Source organism: Paenibacillus sp. FSL K6-3182 (assembly GCF_037976325.1).
Lineage (GTDB): Bacteria > Bacillota > Bacilli > Paenibacillales > Paenibacillaceae > Pristimantibacillus.
This window is the reverse complement of record NZ_CP150265.1, coordinates 2,947,329-2,968,824: the sequence shown is the minus strand read 5'-3', so window position 1 is coordinate 2,968,824 and position 21,496 is coordinate 2,947,329. Positions and strand designations below refer to the sequence as shown.

Sequence of the window (21,496 nt, the reverse complement as noted above, 5' to 3'; positions counted from 1 at the left end):
CATTATCCCTCCCCTAGTCTAAACATCGCTTCTTTGTATACCGTAGCTGCGAAGGAAAGCATCTGCTGCGCTAAGCTGAAGAAAAGCAAGCCTAAGAAGATGATGATGCCCATCACAAGCATCGTTAGCAGCATCGTAATGACCGTTTTCCCCACCGTGTACTGATGAACGGTAAGCATACCGACAAATAACAATCCAAAAAACCACAAGAAGCCGATTGACTCCAGCAATCGATAGAACGAACCTTCCTGAATCGTAATGACATTGGATAATAAAATGAGTGGAATTTGCATCAGCACAACTGGAATAAGCGCATAGGCGGTAGCCATTACAATTTCTTTGAATTTCCCCTCGCCATCCATCAGCGTCGTCATCGACCAGTTGGCGATGCACCATAGAAAAAACGGGAGCACAATAAATTTAATCTCATCAAGCACGTTTACATTCTCTGCATTGACCGTTGGATTAAAGATAAAACCGGTAAACTGCCTTTTGAGTACATAGAGAAGTGATAGAATAAGCAGCAGCAGCAAAGCAAACCAGATCTTCCCTTTTCGCTCGAACTTCAGCTCCCAGAATCCATTAAACGGATGGAAGATCGTATACCAGCCCATTCCCACTACGCCAGGCTCAGCTGTTCTACGCTTGATGAGCACTCTCGCAGCGATGAGCAGTACGACTGCTGTTATCGCTACTGCAGCAATTTTCCCGAAATGCTCCCACATGAAATCCTTGCGGTAACGTTCAAAAGCCCGTGAATAATATTGCGTGTGCATGCCCAGCTCAAAATGCTTCATCGCTTCGTAATTATGTCCCTGTCTGAGCTCCGCTTTCCCGATCCCCAAATAAGCGATTTCGAGATTGTTGTTTAATCGCAAAGCCTCGCGCCATTTCTCGACCGACTTTTCTTCCTCGCCAATATCATTATTAATAACGGCTTCCCGAATCACCTTTCCATAGCGCGTTGGCTCAAACATGACCAGCTGATTCAAGCCTTTATCTAGCACAATCATCTTATCGCCTAACATGTCAATGTCGGTTGGCGTCTTAAACGTCCCAACCTGCTCACCAAGCAGTCCGTAAATATACATCAGCTTGCCTTCTCTGTCGTACGTAAAGATTCTCCCGCGTGTACTGTCCAAAATGCTGTAAATCCCATTTCGATCAAGAGCGACGCTTTGAATAGCTGATGTTCCGGGCCGTGTGCCTCCTGTGCGGAATCGAATATCACCTTTTGGAGGCTGGTAGCCCGTTCTCTTCAGCACATCCGTTCCAGATGGATTCAGACGCTTTACTGGTGTATCCGAGAATGCCTCGCTTGTTGTAGCATAAACAAAGCCCTCACTGTCAATATCGACGTTGTTGAATTCGACAGGGATAAAGAGCACCATTTTGGAACGCTGCTCCTTCGTCATGACGCGCTTCCAGAACAAATCCGCGGCACTGTAGCGTACTTTATTGACGCCCATAAACCCTGAGAACTTGCCGCCGGAATCAAACTGCATAATGCCATTGAACACGCCTTTTCCGACAACATATAAACGACCCGCTGAATCTCCGACCAGCTTGATCGGCTCATAGACAAAGTTTCCGCCCAGCACATCGCTCTCCGGAGCGCCAATGACGCGTACCAGCTCGCCTTCCTTCGTTAGTTCAACAATGCGTTTGTTTCCTGTATCAGCAATGAACAAATGTCCATTTGAATGTACGAAGATTCCTTGCGGAGCTGAGAAGCTATCCGCTTTATTGCCATTCACAAAAGCATCAATCGTCTGAATTACACTTGCTTGCTCATCAAGCACGACAATGCGGTTATTCCCTGTATCCGCGACATAGATCTGATTGTCAGCGGTTATGAACAAGTCCTCTGGCGATTTGAATGGTCCGGAGCTTAACTGCTCCCCGCCGATTTGCTTCACTGGCAAGTACGGCACAGGCGCTGGCTCAGGATCTCCCCACCACGAATAATTGTAGCCATCATATGGTGCAGCATAGACTGGAACCGAAATGCCAACCAGGATCAGCATTAGTGGGAAGAGCAGCAGAAATTTACATAATCGATTCAACGTAAGCCTCCCCTTTCCCATCATTCTTTCATGCCGGAGGTTGACATCGTTTGAATAACGCTGCTCTGCGATAGCACAAAGATGAGAATCGGAACGGTGAGCAGCAGCAATGTTGCTGCCATCGAAGGACCCGTTCGTGCGATGCCTCCCGCCAGAATCTGACTTAACGCGTAATCAATTGTTTTGAGCTGCTCACTGTAAATGTACATCGAGCCCGCTGCTCCGCCTGCCCCCCATAAACCTTGGAAAGAAAAAATAACTAGCGTAAGCCATGCAGGTTTGACGACAGGCATAACGACACTCCAGAAAATGCGAACTTCACTGCAACCATCAATCTGTGCAGCTTCGAGCAGCGCATCCGGTATTTGCTCCATAAACTGTTTCATAAGATACAGCCCAAGCGAGGAGCCAATTGCCGGAATAATAACCGCCCAGTGGGTATCCAGAAAACCGAGCCATGACATCGTCATGTAATTCGTAATCTGAGTAACCGTAGCTGAGAACATTAGTGATAGGACTACAATGGTGAAAAGGAATCCCTTTCCTGGAAATTTCCGCTTCGCCAGTGGATAAGCTGCGAGGGAAGCAATGAGCACGTGACCGACCGTACCAACAATCGCAATAAAAAAAGTGTTATAAATGTAACGAGTAAAAGGCACCCATGAACCGGAAAGCAGATGATATAAGTCCGTAAAGTTAGTGAATGTAGGATTTTTGACCAAAAAATCAGGCGGAAACTTCAAAATTTCGTTAATCGGCTTGAATGCATTGCTGATCACAAATACAAGCGGCATTGCCATAAAATATCCTACTGCTGCAAGCAGCAAGAACAGAAAGACATCGCCCATCCATGAGCGGCTTATTCTTTTTTTTCTTAGACGAATTGTAATCATCGCTACTCACCGACCTTCGCCAGCAGCCTACGCACAATGAGATTCGAGCCGAGCATCATTGCGAACAGCACGGTCGCAATAGCTGAGGCGTATCCCATCTCAAAGCGAATGGAGCCGTAATCCATTAAATGCGTAACGATCGTATGCCCCGCATACTTCACGCTTGGGAACCCGGCGAGCGCAGTCGCTACCTCCGCAACGCCGAAGGAAGCTGTAATTTGGATGACCGCGCCGAACATCAGCATCGGCCTCATCGAAGGCAGCGTAATGAACCAAAGCTCCTGCCAGCGGTTGCGTATGCCATCGATCGCACCCGCCTCGAATAATGTTTTATCAAGTCCTTGCAGCCCTGCGATAAAGGCAAGAAAACTCGTTCCAAGGCTGAGCCAAAGCTGAACGATAATGATGATCGGAAGAATATATTTAGGTGTCTTGAGCCAAAGGATAGGCTCCAATATCAAATGCCACTTGAGGAGGAAAGCATTGATATATCCATAGGAATCGCTGCTGAACAAGAGCGTCCACACGATAAAGGCGCTCCCTGACAAGGCAGGCGCATAAAAAACCAGCGTCGCAAAAGCTCTAATCTTTGGCGGAAACTCATTAATGATCCACGCGAGCACAAAACAGGCGATATAACTGACAGGTCCTGTGATTGCGGCGAAGATCAACGTGTTTTTTAGAGCGATTAGAAACACATCATCCCTAACGAACAATTGAGCGTAATTGCGCCAGCCTACCCACTTCGGAAATTCCAGCATATTAAAGTTAGTGAAGCTGACCAGCAGCGATAAGCAGACGGGAAGGACGGTAAAGGTGAAGAAGATCAGAAAGAACGGTGCAATCATGGCATATAAAACCTTGTTCTTCGAAACTTCCTTCCACTTCAGATTCAACCGCGGCCGCAGCGTTTTGCTGTCCAATTTTAACTTGCTTTTTTTAACAAGCTGAATCATATGGACCCCTCCCTTCTACTTTGTCGGCAAATCAAATTCTTCGCGCTTGATCGTAATTTCCTGATTGATCGTTCGGACATAGTTTTCCAGCGTTTCACGCGGTTCGCTGCCGTCGGTGTACACCTCGTAAAAGGCATTATAGATGTGCCGATCGAGTGAATAGCCGCCTGGGACAGCAGGTCTGCCGACAACCCAGTTCAGCTCTTCAACCAACTGATTCATTTCCTTTGCTGACCATGGAAGACGCTGCAAAGCTTCTAAATTCGCAGCTGCATATCGCGCCGATTCCCCTAATATCGCTTCCATCTCACGCCCAAACGTGACCTGTGCCTCCGTGTCCGTCCACCATTTCATAAACGACCAGCCTGCTTCTTTATTTTTGGCGTCTTTGAACATCACTGTGCCTGTAGCTGAGCTAAGTGTATCGTGGCGAACCTTCCCCGCCTCGCTCTTCGTGCCCGGGACCGCGACAAAACTCCACTGGCCTCTAATTTCCGGGGCAAAAATCGTCAAAAAATTGAACGTGGTATAATCCGCAATACCAATTGGCATCTCACCTGTGCGGAAACGGTTAATGAAATCAAATTCAATTGGCAGCTTATAGTTGGTATACAGCTCCGTCCACTTTTGGAACGATTCTATGCCAATGGCTGAATCAAGATCCGTGGCAATGCCATCTTCTTGGTAATATTGGCCGCCATTTTGATAGAGCATCGATTCAAACACGATATTTTGCGGTAGCGCCAAATCCATGTTGTGCTTCTGGAGCTCGGGAATGATACGGTACATATCCTCCCATGTTTGCGGCACGTCCAAATGCAGCTCTTCCAAAATATCTTTGCGATAGAATAGCATTGGGAACGATTGTGTTTCTGGTAGAGCAAACACGCCGTTCTGATACTTAAAGCTTGCGAAAGCGCTATCCATAAACCGGTCCTTAATCTGTTCAAATTCCGGGAAGCTGGATAAATCCTGAAGCGCGTTCCGCATCGCAAAGTTGATTACATCGCCTTGTGTCAGCGCGATATCCGGGCCTTTCCCCGCTAGCGTTGCCGGCAGAACAACTGCTGGATTCACGAGCTGTAAATTAACTGAGATGCCGGTTTGCGGCGTAAAGGTGTTGTCAATCATAGACCGAAGCAGCTGAGCCTGATCTCTTCCTGCTGCAATCCACACGGTTACTTCCTTGTCTCCTTGCTTGACGTTGCTGATGTGGCTGTAGTCTTCGGAAAACGATCTGGCAAAGGACATCACTTCATGTACAGACTTCCCGATGATTCCAGTACTGACCTTCGGCACAGGTACGTCCTGCGATTTGAAAAACAAATAATCGATTTCAAGCGGCTGTTGATTTACGGTAAGCAGCCAAGTGCCGAGGGCGGTCACATTATCCTTGAAGCCTTTGAGCCGTGAGGTCAACGTCTCGGTACGGCTTCCAATATCCTTCAATTGATAGGAGGTTGTTCTTAAGATCGTCGTGCTGGCGCTCGTGCCGCCAACCAGCTCATCCATCCGATCTGCTGCAGCGGTAAGAAACTCGCTCTGCTCCTTAAACACCTTTTGCAGCTCAGGAATTTTTTTCTCCAGCTCGTAATCGCGCAGAGGGTCTGGCGAAGCTGAAGTGATCATGATGATTTTGAGGTACAATGCGTTGAGCTGCTGGATGCTGGAACGCACCATTCGAATAATTTCAGCGAGGTCGCCCATCGTCAGCTCCAGCTTGATTTCATGCTTCCCCTTTGTCAAATAAAATAAGTACGGCTTGCCATCCTCGCCGGGCATTCCAATCTGCCATGCGCCGTCATAACGGAAAGGGATAGCTTCCGCCTCCTTGAACGGAATTTTCCCGTCGATGGAAAGCTCTCTAACCACGTTGACGCCTCTGACCGTATTTTGCTTGTATCTTAGGCCAAATTCATAAAGCCCGTCTTCTGGAATATCAAGGTTCCACGAAATCCACTGTCCGGGAATTTTCCAGTTGACGCCTCCGATTGTATTCATTCTAATTTTCGATACATGATAGGGTTCCGTACCAGGACTGGAGCGATCATTCAGCGGATACAATGAGGGATTCGATTTGAACGCGGCGTCCTCGCCTTGAAGCTTAATAAACAAGCCGTTCGTCGCACTATAGCCTTGCTCTTGATACCCTTGCGCTACTTTCTCATAGGGAGGAATTTCTTCTTGCTGGTAAAGCTTCAAATAGTCTATAATCATCGGTTCTCTTAGAGAAACGAGTGAAATTCGATGTTGGCCTTTGGATAGATAAAAGGAGAATGGCTCACGATAATAACCTTCCGCATCACGCAATACTCTCTCCTGCCACTGCGGGCTTTCAACTTGTCTTGGCCGCAAATCATTTTGCTTGGCATCCTGCTCCAGTTCGGCCAGCTCATTGCGCCATACCCGTGAGAAAACAAGTCTGGATGCTTCTTCAAAAGGAACTTCACCGTCGATACGCAGCTCTCTCTCAATGGGTGAAGTGTTGCCTTCCACCGGAAAATAGCGCAAAGCCATATGATATAATCCGTCTTCTGGCACATCAACATCCCAATGAATGACACCTGAATCTTCCGTTTCAACGACTGGCGTCTCGGCACCGTCGTAAACTTCCAATTTTTCAGCATTCATACCCTCAATCGCAGCAAAGGATTCGGCTTCAATTGTTTGATTGAGCGATGGATGCGGCACATTTGCATACTCAGCTGCATACTCTTCATAGCGATTTCCTGCTGAAGGGAGGTTTGCTAATTTCTTCTCCAATAAGGCTGATGCCGCGTGAGTAGACTCAAGTATGTGATCGCTGCCTGAGGAGCGGCTCGCAGGATAAATGGAGACGATTGTCAGGCATAGGACCAGAGCCAGCAGTGCGCCAACCACTCTCTTTGTTTTCCTGGTTACCTTCAGCATGCGAACCCCTCATTCCTCTTTAAATGGTCGTCCATATAAAAGGATGGGAATCCCTTATGGGGATTCCCTGCGATGCTGTTTCATCAATCTAGTCTCATCCTTTATTGTGCTGCCTTTGTTGTTGTTTGTGTATTCAAATCCTTATCAATCGCATCCTGCGCAATTTGTTTATTTCGCTCAAGCACCGTCTCTGGCGACTCGCCGCGATTGGCAATCGAATAGGAAATATCGCTTAAAGCTCCGCCTAGCGGCAGAAAAATAGGCTGTGCATATTTGAGAGAATCGAGCATCACTTCAATATCACTTTCATCAGCAAGCAGCTGCTTCTCCGCTTCCTCGCGGTTAATCGGCTCTACGCGATCCCACATCTGAATTTGTTCCCAAATATAAGCTTTCTCCTTTGCTCTCTTGACGATGGCAGGAATATAGAACTGCACGTAGTTTTCAATGCTGCCTTGCCATGTTGTTGCTTTTGGACCTTTAGGGAAATAAACAAAACCTTGCTCATCGGTCATTGTTGTTCTTGTTGCGCCTTCCCATACTTCACCAGTCACCATTGCGGCTTTACCGGAGTTGAATAACGTTTGCGACTCATTGTAATCCTCGAAATTCTCGTTTTTGTTAGGAGCGACGACTTTATGCACATTAAATAGATCACTAAAAAATCGAAGTGCTTCTAGCAGGTTTGGATCGTCATAGTTGAAGACGTTTTTGCCGTCTTTGAGTGTAATAAAGGAGGAGTTGTTGGAGTGAATCAAGATGCGCGATAGATTTCCGACAATATTGGTGACGCCCCATTGGTCGATTACACCGTCGCCGTTCGTATCTTTTGTCGCTTTTTTGGCGATGTCTAGGAAAGCGTCCCATGTCCATTTGTCTTGAGCGATCAAATCATGCGGATCCGGAAGACCTTCGCGCTCAAATAATGTTTTATTGTAGTAGAGACCAGAGGCGTTGTTGATATTGGAGGTAAAGCCGTACATTTTGCCATTGACCGCACCGTGCTGCTTCAAGCCTGCAGGCCATTTGGGATCATCAAAATTGAAGAAATCATCCACCGGCATAAACAATCCTTGATTGATGGCCGGCACTGCAAAATAGTAATCCAAAGGTACGATATCGGCTGCCGACTCACCAGAGAGCGCAGCGTTTGTAACCATTTTTATGTTCTCGCCCCAAGGCACCTTCTCCCATACGATCTTCACATTATATTTCTTCTCGGCAGCCCGCCACTTCTCAAGTGTCGCTGCACCTTCCGGCGTATCTTCTGACGGTCCGTCGACCCAGTGAATAATTTTCAACGTCTCGCCGTTCATGTCGATAACCGGCTCTACAGGCGGAGCTTCTGTCGGAGCTGCCGTTTCGACAGTCGTATCATTCGTAGGCTTGTTCGTAGCTTTCTCACTTCCGTTATTGGTGCCCTTGCTGCATGCCGATACAAAAACGAGCGTAACCGCCAATAAAACCATTGCAAATAATTTTATTTTCCGCATAGCTTTACCCCTCCAATGGATGAAATGCAAGAGCTCATGCTTACTCTACATTTGCTGCGATCAACTGCTGTTTGGTCATCCCTCCCTGTTTTCAGTTCAAGTTCCAACCCCGCATCGATGCCTTCATGCCCCACTTACTTGGAAGGTTTCGGCTTACTTTTTATGTGATTGTCATGGTAGTCCACCAATAATGAGATGCTGTAAATCCTCCCAGAAAGTGATGATCTTTCCTGTTTACAACATATCATCACTGGAGGAATTTTTCAATAATTTTATTTTTTCTGAAAGAAAATTCTTTTTATCCGAAAATCCAGTAAACAACCGTTTTGAAAAACCGTATTCTATAAGGTTCGTCCTTCTTCAAATGAATCCTTTTTTAACCTATCATGCAAAGGATTTTTTCTCCACTATTAATTTATATATTAAAAAAAAATGCCTTTATTCTATATTGTCAGAAAATTTAAACATTAGATCTCAGGGCTCTCTATTGGCATAATTTCGGTGCTTGTCGGACATCTTAATAAGGACTACTGCACAGAGAGGAGGATTACAAATGGCTAAACCAGACAACAGAGAAGATAATGCCGCTCATTTGCAGCAGCACATTAACAACACAAAAGAAAATTTGCAAGAAGCAGAACAGTACTTAAATGAATTTGCAGATGAATTATCTTCGGATCAGCAGCAATCGATCGAAGCTAAAAACGAGCGCCGTAAAGAAAGCATTCAATCTTTCGAAGCAGAGAAACAGGACGAAGCAGGGCAATAAGCGCTCTTTATCTTTATAGAGACCCATCAAAGAAAAGGGGGCTGTCTCTGAAGCATTTTCTGAATCATTCAGCCCCCACTTTTCACGTAATATGCTGGCAAAAAAGAACCTTCAGATTCACTTTCAGAGTGGTTTTGAAGGTTCTTTTGCACATACTATGAGATTCTTCTCTCTCTCTCAGGTTTACCCTTTTGGGATATCCTCTTTTCTAATTCGGCAACACTGCACTTCTACTAGGATAGCTGGACGTTGATCGCTGAGATTGGTATTGGAGACTTCTCAAAATAGCATCAAAACAAAGAAAAGTGTAAACTCGATTTCCTAAAGCAGTGTATTCGGGCAGATCAAGAATAGCCGGGTATTTCGGCGTTTTCTGCTTCGCGGCTTGCCTAAGGTAAGTCTAGAGGCCGGGTGGCTTTCGCTTGCCCACAATCTGATGATGCAAGCTAATATAGACCAGAATAGAAAAATAGCCGTACAGGAATAGCTCTCCTGTAAGGCTATTTTTCATGTGTGCAATCCCTTCAGAAGCTAAACGCTTTTGAGACAGCCCCATTTTTAATGGGCTTTGCGATATGATCGAAAGAAGGCCCTATCGATTAATACAGCTTGTCTACGACGGAGCGAGCCGTCTTCTCCAAAGCTTCTGTAGCATTATTTTTCTTATGAGACAACAAATTGCACAAAATATCCAATAGATGTACCTGAGTAATTTTTGTAGACCAAGATCCGCCTTCGGTAGGCATCTCACGTGAGGGCACCAATAAAATGGTGTCAGCATGTGCTGTTATCGGAGAACGCATATGGCTTGTCAAACAAATGACTTCAGCTCCATTAGCTCTCGCTTGGCGCAGCGGATCTACCAGATCCCTCGTGCTCCCCGAAGTTGATATGCCAAACACCACTTCCCCTTTCTTCACGAGCGATGCAGACATGGCGATAATATGGGAATCCCTATGCGCCTCCACATTCATTCCAATTCGCATCAGCCTATAATGAAGATCAAGCGCTGTAATACCGGATGATCCTACTCCAAAAATATAAATTTTGTCCGCTGCGAGCATCCGATGGACAGCTTTCTCCAAATCCGCCGGATTGATTAGATCAAGCGTATTTTTCAGCATCATTTCGTTGCGAAGCGTAATCTTTCTTGCCTTCGTCAGCGTGCTGTCTTCTTCTTCTATTTCAACGGTCGAGTACGACGGACGGTTGACCAAATCCTGCGCAATAGAAAGCTTAAACTCTTGATAACCACGGAAGCCTAACTTGCGGCAAAACCGAATAACGGACGTTTCGCCTACCCCCGCCTGCTCAGATAAATCGGTTACCGTCGCCATAACCGCTTCCTCGGGATTTGATTTCACATAGTCGGCTACTTTTTTCTCCGCTTTGGTCAAGGAAGTATAAATACTCGAAATCAACAAAAGCGTATTGGACTGGTTAATTTTTTGACCTGCCATCTTCATCGTATCAGCTCGCTTCATAGTGTACTTATCTAAATGGTTTAGATGATCTATTCAAGGCTCACAATAAATGACATACCCTCAAAACATCCCGCTCAATCCCTATCACTTCACATAATCAGGATAATCGGTAATAATGCCATCAACGTTAAAATCAAGCAATGGCGGCACTTCCGCTGCCGAGCGAACCGTCCAAGGCGTCGTTTTTTTGCCTAAAGCATGAATGGTGTCTACGAAACTTTTCGTAACGAGATTCAAGCTCGGGTTCACATAATCTGCATACACGGCTATTTCTTGAAGCTTCTCTACCGTTACATCTTCAGACTGATAAGCAAGCAAACCAACTAGAACCTGGGGCATAATAGCACTAAATCGCTTCACAGAACTCTGATCAAAAGATTGAACAATAATAGAGGTAGGATCTTCATCCAGAATGCCGTGATCACGCAGCTCTTCGGCTAACTTCTGCTCTATCCCAGGATATAGCCAAGGCGCCTTAATCTCGATTAAGATACCGATTTTCCCTTTGCATAAGTTGAATACCTCTGATAGTGTTGGAATTCGTTCACCTTCAAATTTCGCATTAAACCAGCTTCCTGCGTCCAGTTCACTCAACTGAGCCATCGTAAAGTCCAGCACCTTGCCTCTGCCATTACTCGTACGATCAACCTCTGTATCATGAATAACAACAAGCTGCCCATCCTTTGTAAGCTGAATATCCAGTTCCAAGAAATCAGCCTTCATCTCTATCGCAAGCTGAAAGGACGCCATCGTATTCTCGGGTGCATACCCGGCCGCACCTCGGTGGGCAATGACGATAATTTTTTTATTGATTGCTGGTTTCATTCTGATCTCTCTCCCCTATCCATTCCATCCACTCATCAATATTTGCTGACATTTCCTTTAAGGACGAGAAGGTCAACAGCACCTGCTCATTGCCAAGCTGCTGCTCCGACTCACCGAAAATATCTTTGTGCAGTGAACGTCTCATATTGTACTCCAGCCATTCGAGCATGCTGCCCATTCTGCCGTAGAAAGCTTCCTTCACATGCGTTAGCTCTGTCCCACCGGCCTTTTGATATGAGCCTAGCATCGTCATAAAAATCTCTTTATTGACGTGACCCGTATCAATCCCGCTCCAGCTTAAGGCAGCATCAAGCAGCTCCATTGTTGGATTTGTTGAACCAGCTGCTTCCCAGTCAATAATATGCGGATGAAGACCGTCCTTCCAGACGACGTTTTTCGGATTTAAATCGCGATGGCTGAAGCACTGGCTATCGTTCAACATCTGGCTGGCTTGCTGATACTGATGATTCCATTCTAACAAGTCATTGAATCCAGCATCAATCTGCTGCGCCCATGGCGTCGCTGTCCTAAGTCCTTCATCTATCAATTCCCTCAAGTAGTCCTGCCCGAAGGAGGTCCAGAGCGGGCTATGCTGCTCCTCGAATTTTAAGTTGTGAATCTTATGAAGCAAAGCTCCTATTATACTCGCGTGTTCCCTGCTGCAATCAGCAGGAGTAATGACAGCACCATCAATCCAATCAAACAGCATAACATCCACACCAGAAACCTGAGTAATGATGTCATTATTAACCGTCTTTGCTAAGACGGCAGGTATACCTGCACTTGCTGCGGCAGCTGCAATACGCTCTGAGAGCAAATAGTTGGACAAGACACCTGCTCTTAACATAATTTCAGGATTTAATATTTTCAAGGCGAATTGGCCTTCTGTTGTGCTGAGCTTCCACATGTGATGAAGCAAACCGCCAGTGACCGGACTTGGAAGAATGAGCGGCTCTCCAATATCGTAATGAATACAAAGACTCGTAACCCATTGCATATTGATATCTTGAGGCAATAGAATCCCTCCTCTTTCCTTCAATTGACTTTCACAAATTAAAATAATGTTCGGATATAGGCTTCATGGTCTGCCAGAATTTTGAAAAAGATATTTTTTTTAATAATATCATAATTGGTGGATATAATCTCTATCTCGTGTTACGATATAGCAAATTTTCATTCAATTCTAGAAGGGCGGGACTCGAATGGAACAACAATCGATTACAGCTGACATTATTATACTTGGCGGAGGGCTTGGCGGATGCATGGCTGCACTATCCTCAGCCAAGTTAGGCATGAAGGTGATTGTTACAGAAGAAACGGATTGGATTGGCGGGCAGTTGACTAGTCAAGCCGTTCCTCCCGACGAGCATCCTTGGATTGAAAGCTTCGGCTGCACCCGTACATATCGTGAGTTTCGCAACCGTATTCGCCGTTATTACAAGGAAAACTATCCCTTAGTAGAAGACGCCAAAAACAATGACCGCCTAAACCCAGGAAACGGCTGGGTCAGCCGACTATGCCATGAACCAAAAGCCGCGCTTCATGTGCTTGAGACCATGCTTGCTCCTCATATCAGCAGTGGAAAAATAACTATTCTACTCGGCTATCAATTAGAGTCCGCTGAAACAAACGAAGACCTGATTGAATCTGTCCTTGTCAAACATATCACTTCAGGTGAAATGAAGAAGCTGCATGGCTCCTACTATTTGGACGCGACTGAATGCGGCGACCTTCTTCCTCTTGCCAGTGCAGAGTATGTATCAGGAGCTGAAGAGAAAGCTGAAACGGGAGAACCGCATGCGCTCGAGCAGGCCGATTCCCTTGACATGCAATCCTTTACGTATGTATTTGCTTTGGATCACATAGAGAACGCGGATTATACGATTGAGAAACCAGAGCAGTATGACTTTTGGCGAAGCTGCATTCCTGCGCATTCACGTTTCCCGCTGTTCGGCTGGAAAATGGGAGACATTCATGATCCAAGCCAGGACAAAGAAATTATCTTCATGCCCGATGGGAAAGAACCCATGCCCTTCTGGACTTACAGGCGTATTATTGACCGTTCTTTGTTTAAAGAAGGCTCGTTTGAAAGCGATATCACTTTAATTAACTGGGCACAAAACGATTATTATTTAGGACCTATTTATGAGGTAACTGAGGAAGAAAAACAAAAACATTTGAAGAGTGCGCGTCAGCAAAGTCTATCGCTCGTTTATTGGCTGCAAACAGAAGCACCGCGTCCAGATGGAGGCATTGGTTATCCCGGTCTTCGACTTCGCGGTGACATTGTTGGAACAGAAGATGGCATTGCCAAACATCCTTATATACGGGAATCTCGCAGAATAAAGGCGCAATATACGATTACGGAACATGATGTCAGCCTCGAAATCAGGGGGGATCAAGGGATCAAACGATATGAGGACAGTGTAGGCGTCGGAAGTTATCATCTAGATCTCCACACAACAACAAAATCCAATCGCGGCTTCTACATTCCCAGCTTGCCTTACGAAATTCCGCTCGGAGCCCTCCTCCCCGTTCGGATGAAAAATTTGCTCCCTGCGTGTAAAAATATTGGCACCACTCAAATTACAAACGGCTGCTACCGACTGCATCCAACCGAATGGAACATCGGTGAATCAGCAGGTTATTTAGCCGCTTACTCCATTATAAATCAAGTCACCCCGCATGAAGTACGAGAAAATAAGCTGCATCTGGAAGCTTTCTTAACGCTTATTCAAAATCAAGGCATTGAGACGCATTGGCCAGAAAATTTGAAGCGATAGTTTGAAAATAAAAATATTATCCTCTTTTTATAAAATTTATGGAAAAACAATCCGCTTACTGTTACACTACTGCTAGATAAACAATCCATCATGAACATGAACAGCTACTTTATCCGAAAGGCGGTGAAGTGTAAGGTTCTGTTTTATGCGTACAAATGAGAAGATTCGAGGTGTATGCCATGATGACCAAACGATTGTTTAATTTCGTTCTTTGTGTTGCCCTTCTTCTGATCAGCATTTCTTCAACCGCCTTCTCAGAGCCCGCTTCTCCTGACCAGCCATCCATTACGCTTGAGGACGGCACAAACCACATCGTTGACCTCATTAATCAAGAGAGTCAAGACAACAAACTCATGATATTTACCCGCAGCTACGGAACCACAACAAAACCTCCACTCGTTCCGACAACAGAAGCCATCATTACAAACGATATCGTTACAGCCATATATACAAACAGCACTAACGGCACTTATATTCCTGCTAACGGATACGTCATATCTGGAACGGGAAACAAAGCTTCATTGATCAACGGCTTCAAGATTGGAGATTCCATTACTACGAGCTTTCCTATATCGGTTTATCCAGCCCAATATTTCACCGTTAATGAAGAGATCGTTCCAATTACTCAGGTTAATGCAGGGCGCGGAGCGGCGGATATCGTTCTGTATTTACCAGAATACGGCCCTGCAACAAAAACAAATCCATGGGGCATGGAGATTACCGTTGACGGAGGTTCCGTTACGCGAATAGCAACGATGACGCAGGATACTAGCGGCAATTGGCTCGATAACAACTCATCCATTCCTGCAAGTGGATACGTTCTCTCTATTCAAGCTGAAAGTCCGTTTTTTGCTAAATTAAATGGAACTGTGCGGATTGGAGATGCCGTTGAATTGAATATGAACAATGAAGTGTTAGTTGAAGCCTCCAAAATAGGATACGACGCCTTAAATCCGCGAACGAGAGAAGATAATCCCGGAGGCTGGGATGACGGCAGCAATGAACCATACCCCGGACACCGCGGAACGGATCAGCTCATTATTTACGACAACAGCTATGACGCAGCAACGGGAACGAATCCTTGGGGTTACGAGGTTGTCGTAAACTCGGAAGGCAAGGTCACGCAGGTGAGCGGCAATAATTCTACCATTCCAGCTGGCGGATATGTCATATCCGGACATGGCGTCAAAGCAAGCTGGCTAAGCGAACATGTATCCATTGGCAGCAGCTTCAAGCTGCTCACGGATAAGAAACAAGCGTTATTTCTATTCACGCCAGAATCCTATCTGGATAAAGCGCAAATAGGAATAGATGCCGCGAAGCAAAAGCTTATTCTCTCCAAGCAGCAATTTCTAGACATTAACTACAACGGTATGGAACAGCAAATTACATCTGCACAAGCAGCATTGGTCGATTTGAAAAGCCAGATTGCACAAGGTGATTTCGCTTCCTTCACCGTCCAGTTCGCAGAGCTGAACGCACGGGTGGAGAAAGCCAACTTCATGGGCTATGAATCCCGCGCTGTAGACCATCGATCCATTTGGATTCGTCCGAAGGAAACGAATCTCGAGCAGGTTCAGCAGCATATTGCGAAGCTTCACGCTTTAAATATCAACTCCATTTACTTAGAGACGTGGTGGAATGGCTTTACGATTTACCCAACGAGCCATCCGCTAGCTGCTCAAAATCCGATTTATGGCGGTTTTGACGTATTGAACGCCTATATAAAAGAAGCCAAAAAAGCAGGCATCGAGGTTCATGCATGGGTCGAAAACTTTTTGGTAGGCGTCGGCAGTATGGCAGGTCCCGTCAGAAGCCTTAAGCCGGAATGGTCCATGATTAGTAGACAAGGCCATGATTATCAAGATGTTCCGCTTTACAACACCCAGTACTATTTCCTCAATCCTGTAAGGCCTGAAGTACGGGACTTTGTTTCTGAAATTTATAAGGAGCTGCTTCAGAAATATAAAGTAGACGGCTTGCATTTGGACTATATTCGTTATCCCGATGCAGGTGATTACACGAACGACTTTGGTTATGACTCGTATACGCGCAATCTGTTCAAGCAGAAGCATGGCGCAGATCCGATCGACCTTCATCCCGGCGACAAGCTTTGGCAAGCGTGGGTTGATTTTAGAAAAAATACGATTAATGAGTTCGTATACCGGATCTCCAGTGAAGCAAAAAAATTGAAGCCGGATATCCGAGTCTCCGCCGCCGTATGGCCGAACTACGTGAATGGACCAGAGTTCATGCACCAAGAGCCAAAGGATTGGATTGCCAAAAACTATATCGACCAGCTCTTTCCGATGTCCTATCATCCAGACGCTTCATCTGTTGCCACTGATTCCTTAAACTCAGTCGCACTCGCAAACAACAAAGCGCTGATCGTCATTGGTGTCGGAACGAATCTCGGCTTAACGAAGGAGATGCTGCTTAAACAAATAAACGACTCCGTCGCAGTAGGCGTATCCGGCTCAGCTTTGTTCGAATTTGAATCGTTGTTTGGAAATGAATATGACAAGGCGCTTTTAGCAGGGCTCTACAGCAAACCCGCCATCGTGCCAGACAAAGATGTTTTAACATCATTCAAAACGATCATTTCCGAAATGCAGCGCAAAATCAAACAGATTTATGTCCCGTTCAATGGGATGGATAACGATAAGAAATATGTAAAAGAGCTGGAGCAGCTTGAAAAAAGCTGGAAGGATAAAAAATCAGTTGGCAAGGACGCCAAAGAAGCACTTAAGAAAATAGAGAAGCTTCTGGAGCGTATCGAATCGGATCGTGCTTTGAACATAGAAGTTAAAAAACGAATGGCTGCGGATCTTAATTATTTGGAAACCATTATTCTCGTTTACGTATCCAAGGCAGCCCACTAAACAACACGCAGAAAGGACCAACTGTATGTTATGGGAAAACTTGACCGTCAAGGAATTTGAGGCGGCCGTTAAGTCAACGAATCGAGTCTGCGTGCTTCCAATCGGCTGTCTTGAAAAGCATGGCGATCATCTTCCCCTCGGAACGGATATGATGATCGCTAGAGAAATTGTAGAGAAGTCAGCTCAATTAGAGTCCTGTGTTATCTTTCCTTATTATATTTTCGGCCAAGTATCCGAGGTGAAGCATTACGCAGGCACAGTTGCTCTTGGCAGTGAGCTGCAGCTGCGCCTCTTGCAGGAAGTGTGCAAGGAAATTAGGCGCAACGGCTTCAACAAAATTATTTTGGCCAATGGGCACGGCGGCAATAACAATCTGCTGAGCTATTTCGTCCAAACGATGCTCGATGAACGCAAGGATTATGTTGTGTACGCCTATAATCTATGGGAATTAAATGCCGAGCAGCTTGCTCATCTTGATCAATCCTATGAAACGCCAGATGACTACGGGCATGCCGATCATATGGAGACATCGCAAATTCTTCATATTAATCCTTCTCTTGTCCACATGGAACGTTTGAATCCAGGCGAGTGGGAGTCCAAAGGTCTTGGACAAACGCTAACGGAGCATAGGCTGTCCGCTGGCATCCATTGGTATATGGAGTTCCCAAATCAGATTGCGGGCGATCCTTCATTGTCGACGGCAGCGTATGGTAAGGAGTATATTTCAATGTGCGCAGGCAACTTCGCCAAAGCGATACACGCTGTCAAAAATGATGAAGCCTCTTTGCAGCAGCAAACCGCTTTTTTTGATCGATGCGACGATGTGAATCTTATCCGTTAAAACAAGAAATGGCAGTCCGGCCTAGCTACAGGCTTTGGACTGCCATTTCCTTTACTCCTTACATTACAAATATTTATGTATGTGCTCGATGACTTTCTCCGCGCATCTACGATTTCCTCGTTCAGATAAGTGCAAACGGTCTTCGCAAATATGTAATGCTAGATCTTCCTTTATGGTAGCGTTCAGATCATTTATTTGTATGCCCAGGCTTTCCATCAGCTTTACAGCTGCCGCATTGTATAAATCAATCTCTGCATTGCTGCGCCCAATCGCATCAGCTGGAACAGGCGTCGTTGTTGCAAATATGATGTTTGCACCCGTTCTTTGCAGCTCATTCGCCGTCCGTTTAAGCGTTTCCAAATATTCTTCTAATGAAGTGAGTGCCTCGACCATTGGCGCTTCATGATGCAAATCCCATAATCCGTTGTTCCAATGAACGATATCTGGTTTGCCCAGATCTCTAATCCACAAGTTAACTCCCCATAACGTATGTTTCGCAAATCTGCCGTTCTCCTCAGGTGCAACAACCTCTGCCGTTTCATTCAAAGCCTCGCGGACAAGCGGTTCATAGCCCATTCGGATCGAATCTCCGAGCAGCAGTACTCTTTTCATCCGTAACACCTTCCCCTTGTTTTCATAATATTTGCCCATGCCGCAAACTTGATGCTTACGTACATGTCATCCTCATCCCTCTTGAAATATAGCACACCCCCAACCGTTTCTCAAAGACAGTTAGGGGTGTGTTATACTCCGTATGCTAATTTACATAGAAACATCTAAACTCAGCGTAATGATTTCAGCGGGACGAACCACAATTCGGCCAAGCTCTGACTCCTCCAGCCTCTGCTCCATAACGCTGCTGCGATGTGCTGCGTTCACGCCCAGCGAAGGGTATACGCTTAACGTTTGCTCATCTCGTGATAGATTATACCAGCGCGCGATCAAATCCCCCGTGTTCTCCGATACCTTAAGAGCAGACAAACATAGTTTGTCACCCTCCCATTGCATAAAGAAAAAACGGCTGGGAAGCTCCCCCTCATGTGTACCCGTCTGCTTCACTATCCATGGAATTTGATATTGATAAGCTTCCTTCATCGATGCCATAGCTCCATGTCCAATGAACTCCGACTTTGCATGCTGATTCTCCACCGGAAAAGGTATAATTTCAAGCTTAACCGTATGCTCGCCGAGACACTGCGCCTCAGGGGTCGGGAAATATCCCCAATCACCTAGCTCTCCCACCGCACGCAGCAAAGTAACCGCAATGGTATTGTTTTCATCTTCATCTCGCAAAACTTCATATTCATTTAAACCAAGGTTGGCGATCGTAACACCCTGCTTCTCGCCAATCAACGTCACAAAAGCTTGCTGATGCTGACAATTGCTTGGGTTTCTCCATTCCTCTGAAGGGGTATTATCCCGCTCCACCACTTCAAAGATTGAATCTGCCAAGTGAGTCTGCGAATGAAAGTCTACCGGGAACAACATACGCAAACGATGGTCAAGAGCCTCGTTGTTAAAGGTGGTTTCTATTTGCAGTTCTTGCCCGTTTTTGTTAAGTGATACCTTCGTCTTAATCGTAAAAGGAATGAGCTTATCCGACCTGCCTGATTTTCGTCCAGTAAACCAAATCAGCTCTTCTCTCTCCTGCTGCAACAGCTCTTCTGCCGACTTTGGGATTAACATTTGGTGCGTAATTTCAAAGCTGGCTTGAAAAGGTGTATCTTCCGTTATGCGTATTTCGGCTCGAAGACCTCTCGTTGTCAGCGGGACGTCACCGTTTGGCTGGCGGTACATATACTCATTACCGATGTCTCCTGTATCTTCATATATACACTGATTGCGTAGCACTTCATTCGAACGATGATCAACAATAGTCAAGGAACCGTCATCAGCGATCGTTACGGTCAAATAATCATTGCCCATCTCTCGTTCATTCCTAATTAGAGAGCCTTCTTCTGCTTGAAGCTGATTAGAATGATCATTTCTAATCAGCGCATAGGTTTTGTAGCCAAGTGCTGGTACACCGTGCGCCTCAAATCGAATACGTACTTTTCTAGCAAAATAAGGCTGACGGAACTGATCCTCGGGCAAATCGTATCCGAATTGTACGCCTAGATCTTCTATGCCGCTGGAGACCTTGCTGCCCTCTGACTCCACGAGGTATAGACCTATTAAATCAATTTCCTTCAGTCGCTGCTTCATCGTATAAAAATCTATTCCACTATTGAAATAGATGCGCTCGATCTCAACATCAGTGGTAACAATACCAGAACGTAGCCAGCCCGTTGTATTAACAACAACGAGTGTAGAAGCAACCTCTCCAAAGGAAGCAAATCCGCTCGTATCTACCTTCGAAGCGACTGCGGATAAACTGTCTTCGATAATGCTTTCGGCGACATGCTTACTTTTGGCAAAACGGGTCACCATCTCTGCATGGACCTCATCGACACTGCATCCGCAAATGCTGTCATGCGGATGGTTTTGCATCAATGTTTTCCAAGCATAAGTGAATAGATGATGAGGATAAGCATGGCCTGTCAAATAAGCAAAGGCTGCTATCGGTTCGGCCACTTTCTCCAGCAGCGCCTGACCTGTTTGGTTCATTTGCTTAAGATAGATTCGCGAAGATGCAGTATTAACAAGCGTCGACCAGCCATCGGTATGCTGGCTTCTTAGTTCACCCTTAACGATGGACAATTTCTCAGGAAGCGATGCGGTTACCGCCTCAATATAATCTTCAAAATTCGAATGGACAAATTGATATTCCGGAAATAGCTGCTGTGCTGTCGCAATAGCTTGTGCTACATCCGTCTGCACCGGCTGATGATCGCAGCCATTCATCATGAGCCAGTGGGGCGTTGAAGCATACTCGGCGACATCCTTTAATTTACGCTGCCAATAAGCACCGGCAGCTTCAGGATCAGTTGGAATTTCATTGCCGTTGCTGTACCAATTGGCGAATAGAATGCCGATCACTCTTGAACCGTCAGGAGCCTCCCAAATCATCTCGGAGAACGGTGATTCGTAGGCTTTCGTTTGAGAAACTTCATTATTAAAGCCAGTTGGCTTCACACCGCGTCCGAACACAGCATTCTCGATCCCTGCTTGCAGTATCAGCTGCGGTGCTTGCCCAATGTTCCCGAACGAATCCGGGAAATAACCCACCTTTGCAACTTTGCCGAACTGCATGGCATCTCGGTGTCCATAAACGAGATTGCGCACATTTGCTTCACCGCTCGTCAAAAATTCATCCTGCAAAATATACCACGGTCCAATATGAATGCGTCCTTCGCGAACATACTGCTCAAGCAGCGCTCTTTTTTCCGGACGAATTTGCAAATAGTCTTCTAATATAATCGTCTGGCCATCAAGATGGAAGCTTTTGAAATCCGAATCTCGCTCCAGCGTCTCAAGCAAACGGTCGATAAGCGCAATTAATCTAACATGGTGCTTCTCATATGGCAAGTACCATTCCCTGTCCCAATGGGTGTGTGAAATGATATGAACAGTAGTTAATGATATCAAAGTATCCTTCTCCATTCTCTGTTTGGGATGAAAGCAAAGACGCCGCTCCACGTTCTTGCCTAATGC

The 21,496-nt window shown here is 45.7% G+C and carries 14 protein-coding genes; 4 read left to right on the top strand and 10 right to left on the bottom strand.

Translation table 11 applies throughout. The annotated features are described in order from the left end of the window. Positions 1–2: 2 nt before the first annotated feature. From MHH56_RS12670 to MHH56_RS12650, 5 genes are all read right to left on the bottom strand, one after another. Entirely contained in the window at positions 3–2,066 is a 2,064-nt protein-coding gene (locus MHH56_RS12670; protein ID WP_339208598.1) for a YIP1 family protein, read from the bottom strand. Positions 2,067–2,086: 20 nt separating this feature from the next. Beyond that, positions 2,087–2,959, bottom strand: coding sequence for a carbohydrate ABC transporter permease (locus MHH56_RS12665; protein ID WP_076270027.1), 873 nt, complete (start codon positions 2,957–2,959; stop codon positions 2,087–2,089). A 2-nt stretch (positions 2,960–2,961) separates the two neighbouring features. Further along, positions 2,962–3,915 carry a sugar ABC transporter permease gene (locus MHH56_RS12660; protein ID WP_144376841.1) on the bottom strand — a complete coding sequence of 318 codons (954 nt, stop codon included), beginning with the start codon at positions 3,913–3,915 and terminating at the stop codon, positions 2,962–2,964. A 15-nt stretch (positions 3,916–3,930) separates the two neighbouring features. Further along, on the bottom strand, positions 3,931–6,825 hold the full coding sequence (locus tag MHH56_RS12655; protein ID WP_339208595.1) for an extracellular solute-binding protein: 2,895 nt from the start codon (positions 6,823–6,825) through the stop codon (positions 3,931–3,933). Between the two features lie 101 nt (positions 6,826–6,926). Then, a complete protein-coding gene (locus MHH56_RS12650) occupies positions 6,927–8,318 on the bottom strand; it encodes an extracellular solute-binding protein (protein ID WP_339208594.1) in 1,392 nt (463 codons plus the stop codon). A gap of 553 nt (positions 8,319–8,871) precedes the next feature. Here MHH56_RS12650 and tlp point away from each other — a divergent pair. Then, on the top strand, positions 8,872–9,087 hold the full coding sequence (gene tlp / locus MHH56_RS12645; RefSeq protein WP_339208592.1) for a small acid-soluble spore protein Tlp: 216 nt from the start codon (positions 8,872–8,874) through the stop codon (positions 9,085–9,087). A gap of 599 nt (positions 9,088–9,686) precedes the next feature. On the opposite strand, the gene MHH56_RS12640 is transcribed toward tlp, so the two are convergent. The 3 genes from MHH56_RS12640 to MHH56_RS12630 all read right to left on the bottom strand — a co-directional run bounded on the left by MHH56_RS12640 (position 9,687) and on the right by MHH56_RS12630 (position 12,411). Continuing rightward, positions 9,687–10,547 carry a MurR/RpiR family transcriptional regulator gene (locus MHH56_RS12640; protein ID WP_339208591.1) on the bottom strand — a complete coding sequence of 287 codons (861 nt, stop codon included), beginning with the start codon at positions 10,545–10,547 and terminating at the stop codon, positions 9,687–9,689. 108 nt (positions 10,548–10,655) lie between these two features. Beyond that, positions 10,656–11,396: a glycerophosphodiester phosphodiesterase family protein gene (locus MHH56_RS12635; protein ID WP_339208590.1), complete on the bottom strand. Its 741-nt coding sequence runs from the start codon at positions 11,394–11,396 to the stop codon at positions 10,656–10,658. After that, a complete protein-coding gene (locus MHH56_RS12630) occupies positions 11,377–12,411 on the bottom strand; it encodes a phosphotransferase (RefSeq protein ID WP_339208588.1) in 1,035 nt (344 codons plus the stop codon). Before MHH56_RS12630 ends, MHH56_RS12635 begins: the two co-directional genes overlap by 20 nt. Positions 12,412–12,598: 187 nt before the next feature. On the opposite strand from MHH56_RS12630, the gene MHH56_RS12625 reads away from it, so the two are divergent. The 3 genes from MHH56_RS12625 (at position 12,599) to MHH56_RS12615 (ending at position 17,902) form a co-directional block, all read left to right on the top strand. Further along, a complete protein-coding gene (locus MHH56_RS12625; RefSeq protein WP_339208586.1) occupies positions 12,599–14,179 on the top strand; it encodes an FAD-dependent oxidoreductase in 1,581 nt (526 codons plus the stop codon). A gap of 155 nt (positions 14,180–14,334) precedes the next feature. Then, positions 14,335–17,061, top strand: a complete 2,727-nt coding sequence (locus MHH56_RS12620) for a family 10 glycosylhydrolase (RefSeq protein ID WP_339208584.1) — start codon at positions 14,335–14,337, stop codon at positions 17,059–17,061. 25 nt (positions 17,062–17,086) lie between these two features. Beyond that, complete coding sequence (locus tag MHH56_RS12615; RefSeq protein WP_339208582.1) at positions 17,087–17,902, top strand: creatininase family protein; 816 nt, start codon at positions 17,087–17,089, stop codon at positions 17,900–17,902. Positions 17,903–17,965: 63 nt separating this feature from the next. Here the strand turns inward: MHH56_RS12615 and MHH56_RS12610 are convergent, their stop codons facing one another. Together MHH56_RS12610 and MHH56_RS12605 are read right to left on the bottom strand one after the other, a co-directional pair. Then, positions 17,966–18,514: an SGNH/GDSL hydrolase family protein gene (locus tag MHH56_RS12610; protein WP_339208579.1), complete on the bottom strand. Its 549-nt coding sequence runs from the start codon at positions 18,512–18,514 to the stop codon at positions 17,966–17,968. Positions 18,515–18,664: 150 nt separating this feature from the next. Continuing rightward, positions 18,665–21,445 (bottom strand): alpha-mannosidase, encoded by a 2,781-nt coding sequence (locus MHH56_RS12605; RefSeq protein ID WP_339208578.1) that lies wholly within the window; start codon positions 21,443–21,445, stop codon positions 18,665–18,667. Positions 21,446–21,496 lie beyond the last annotated feature (51 nt).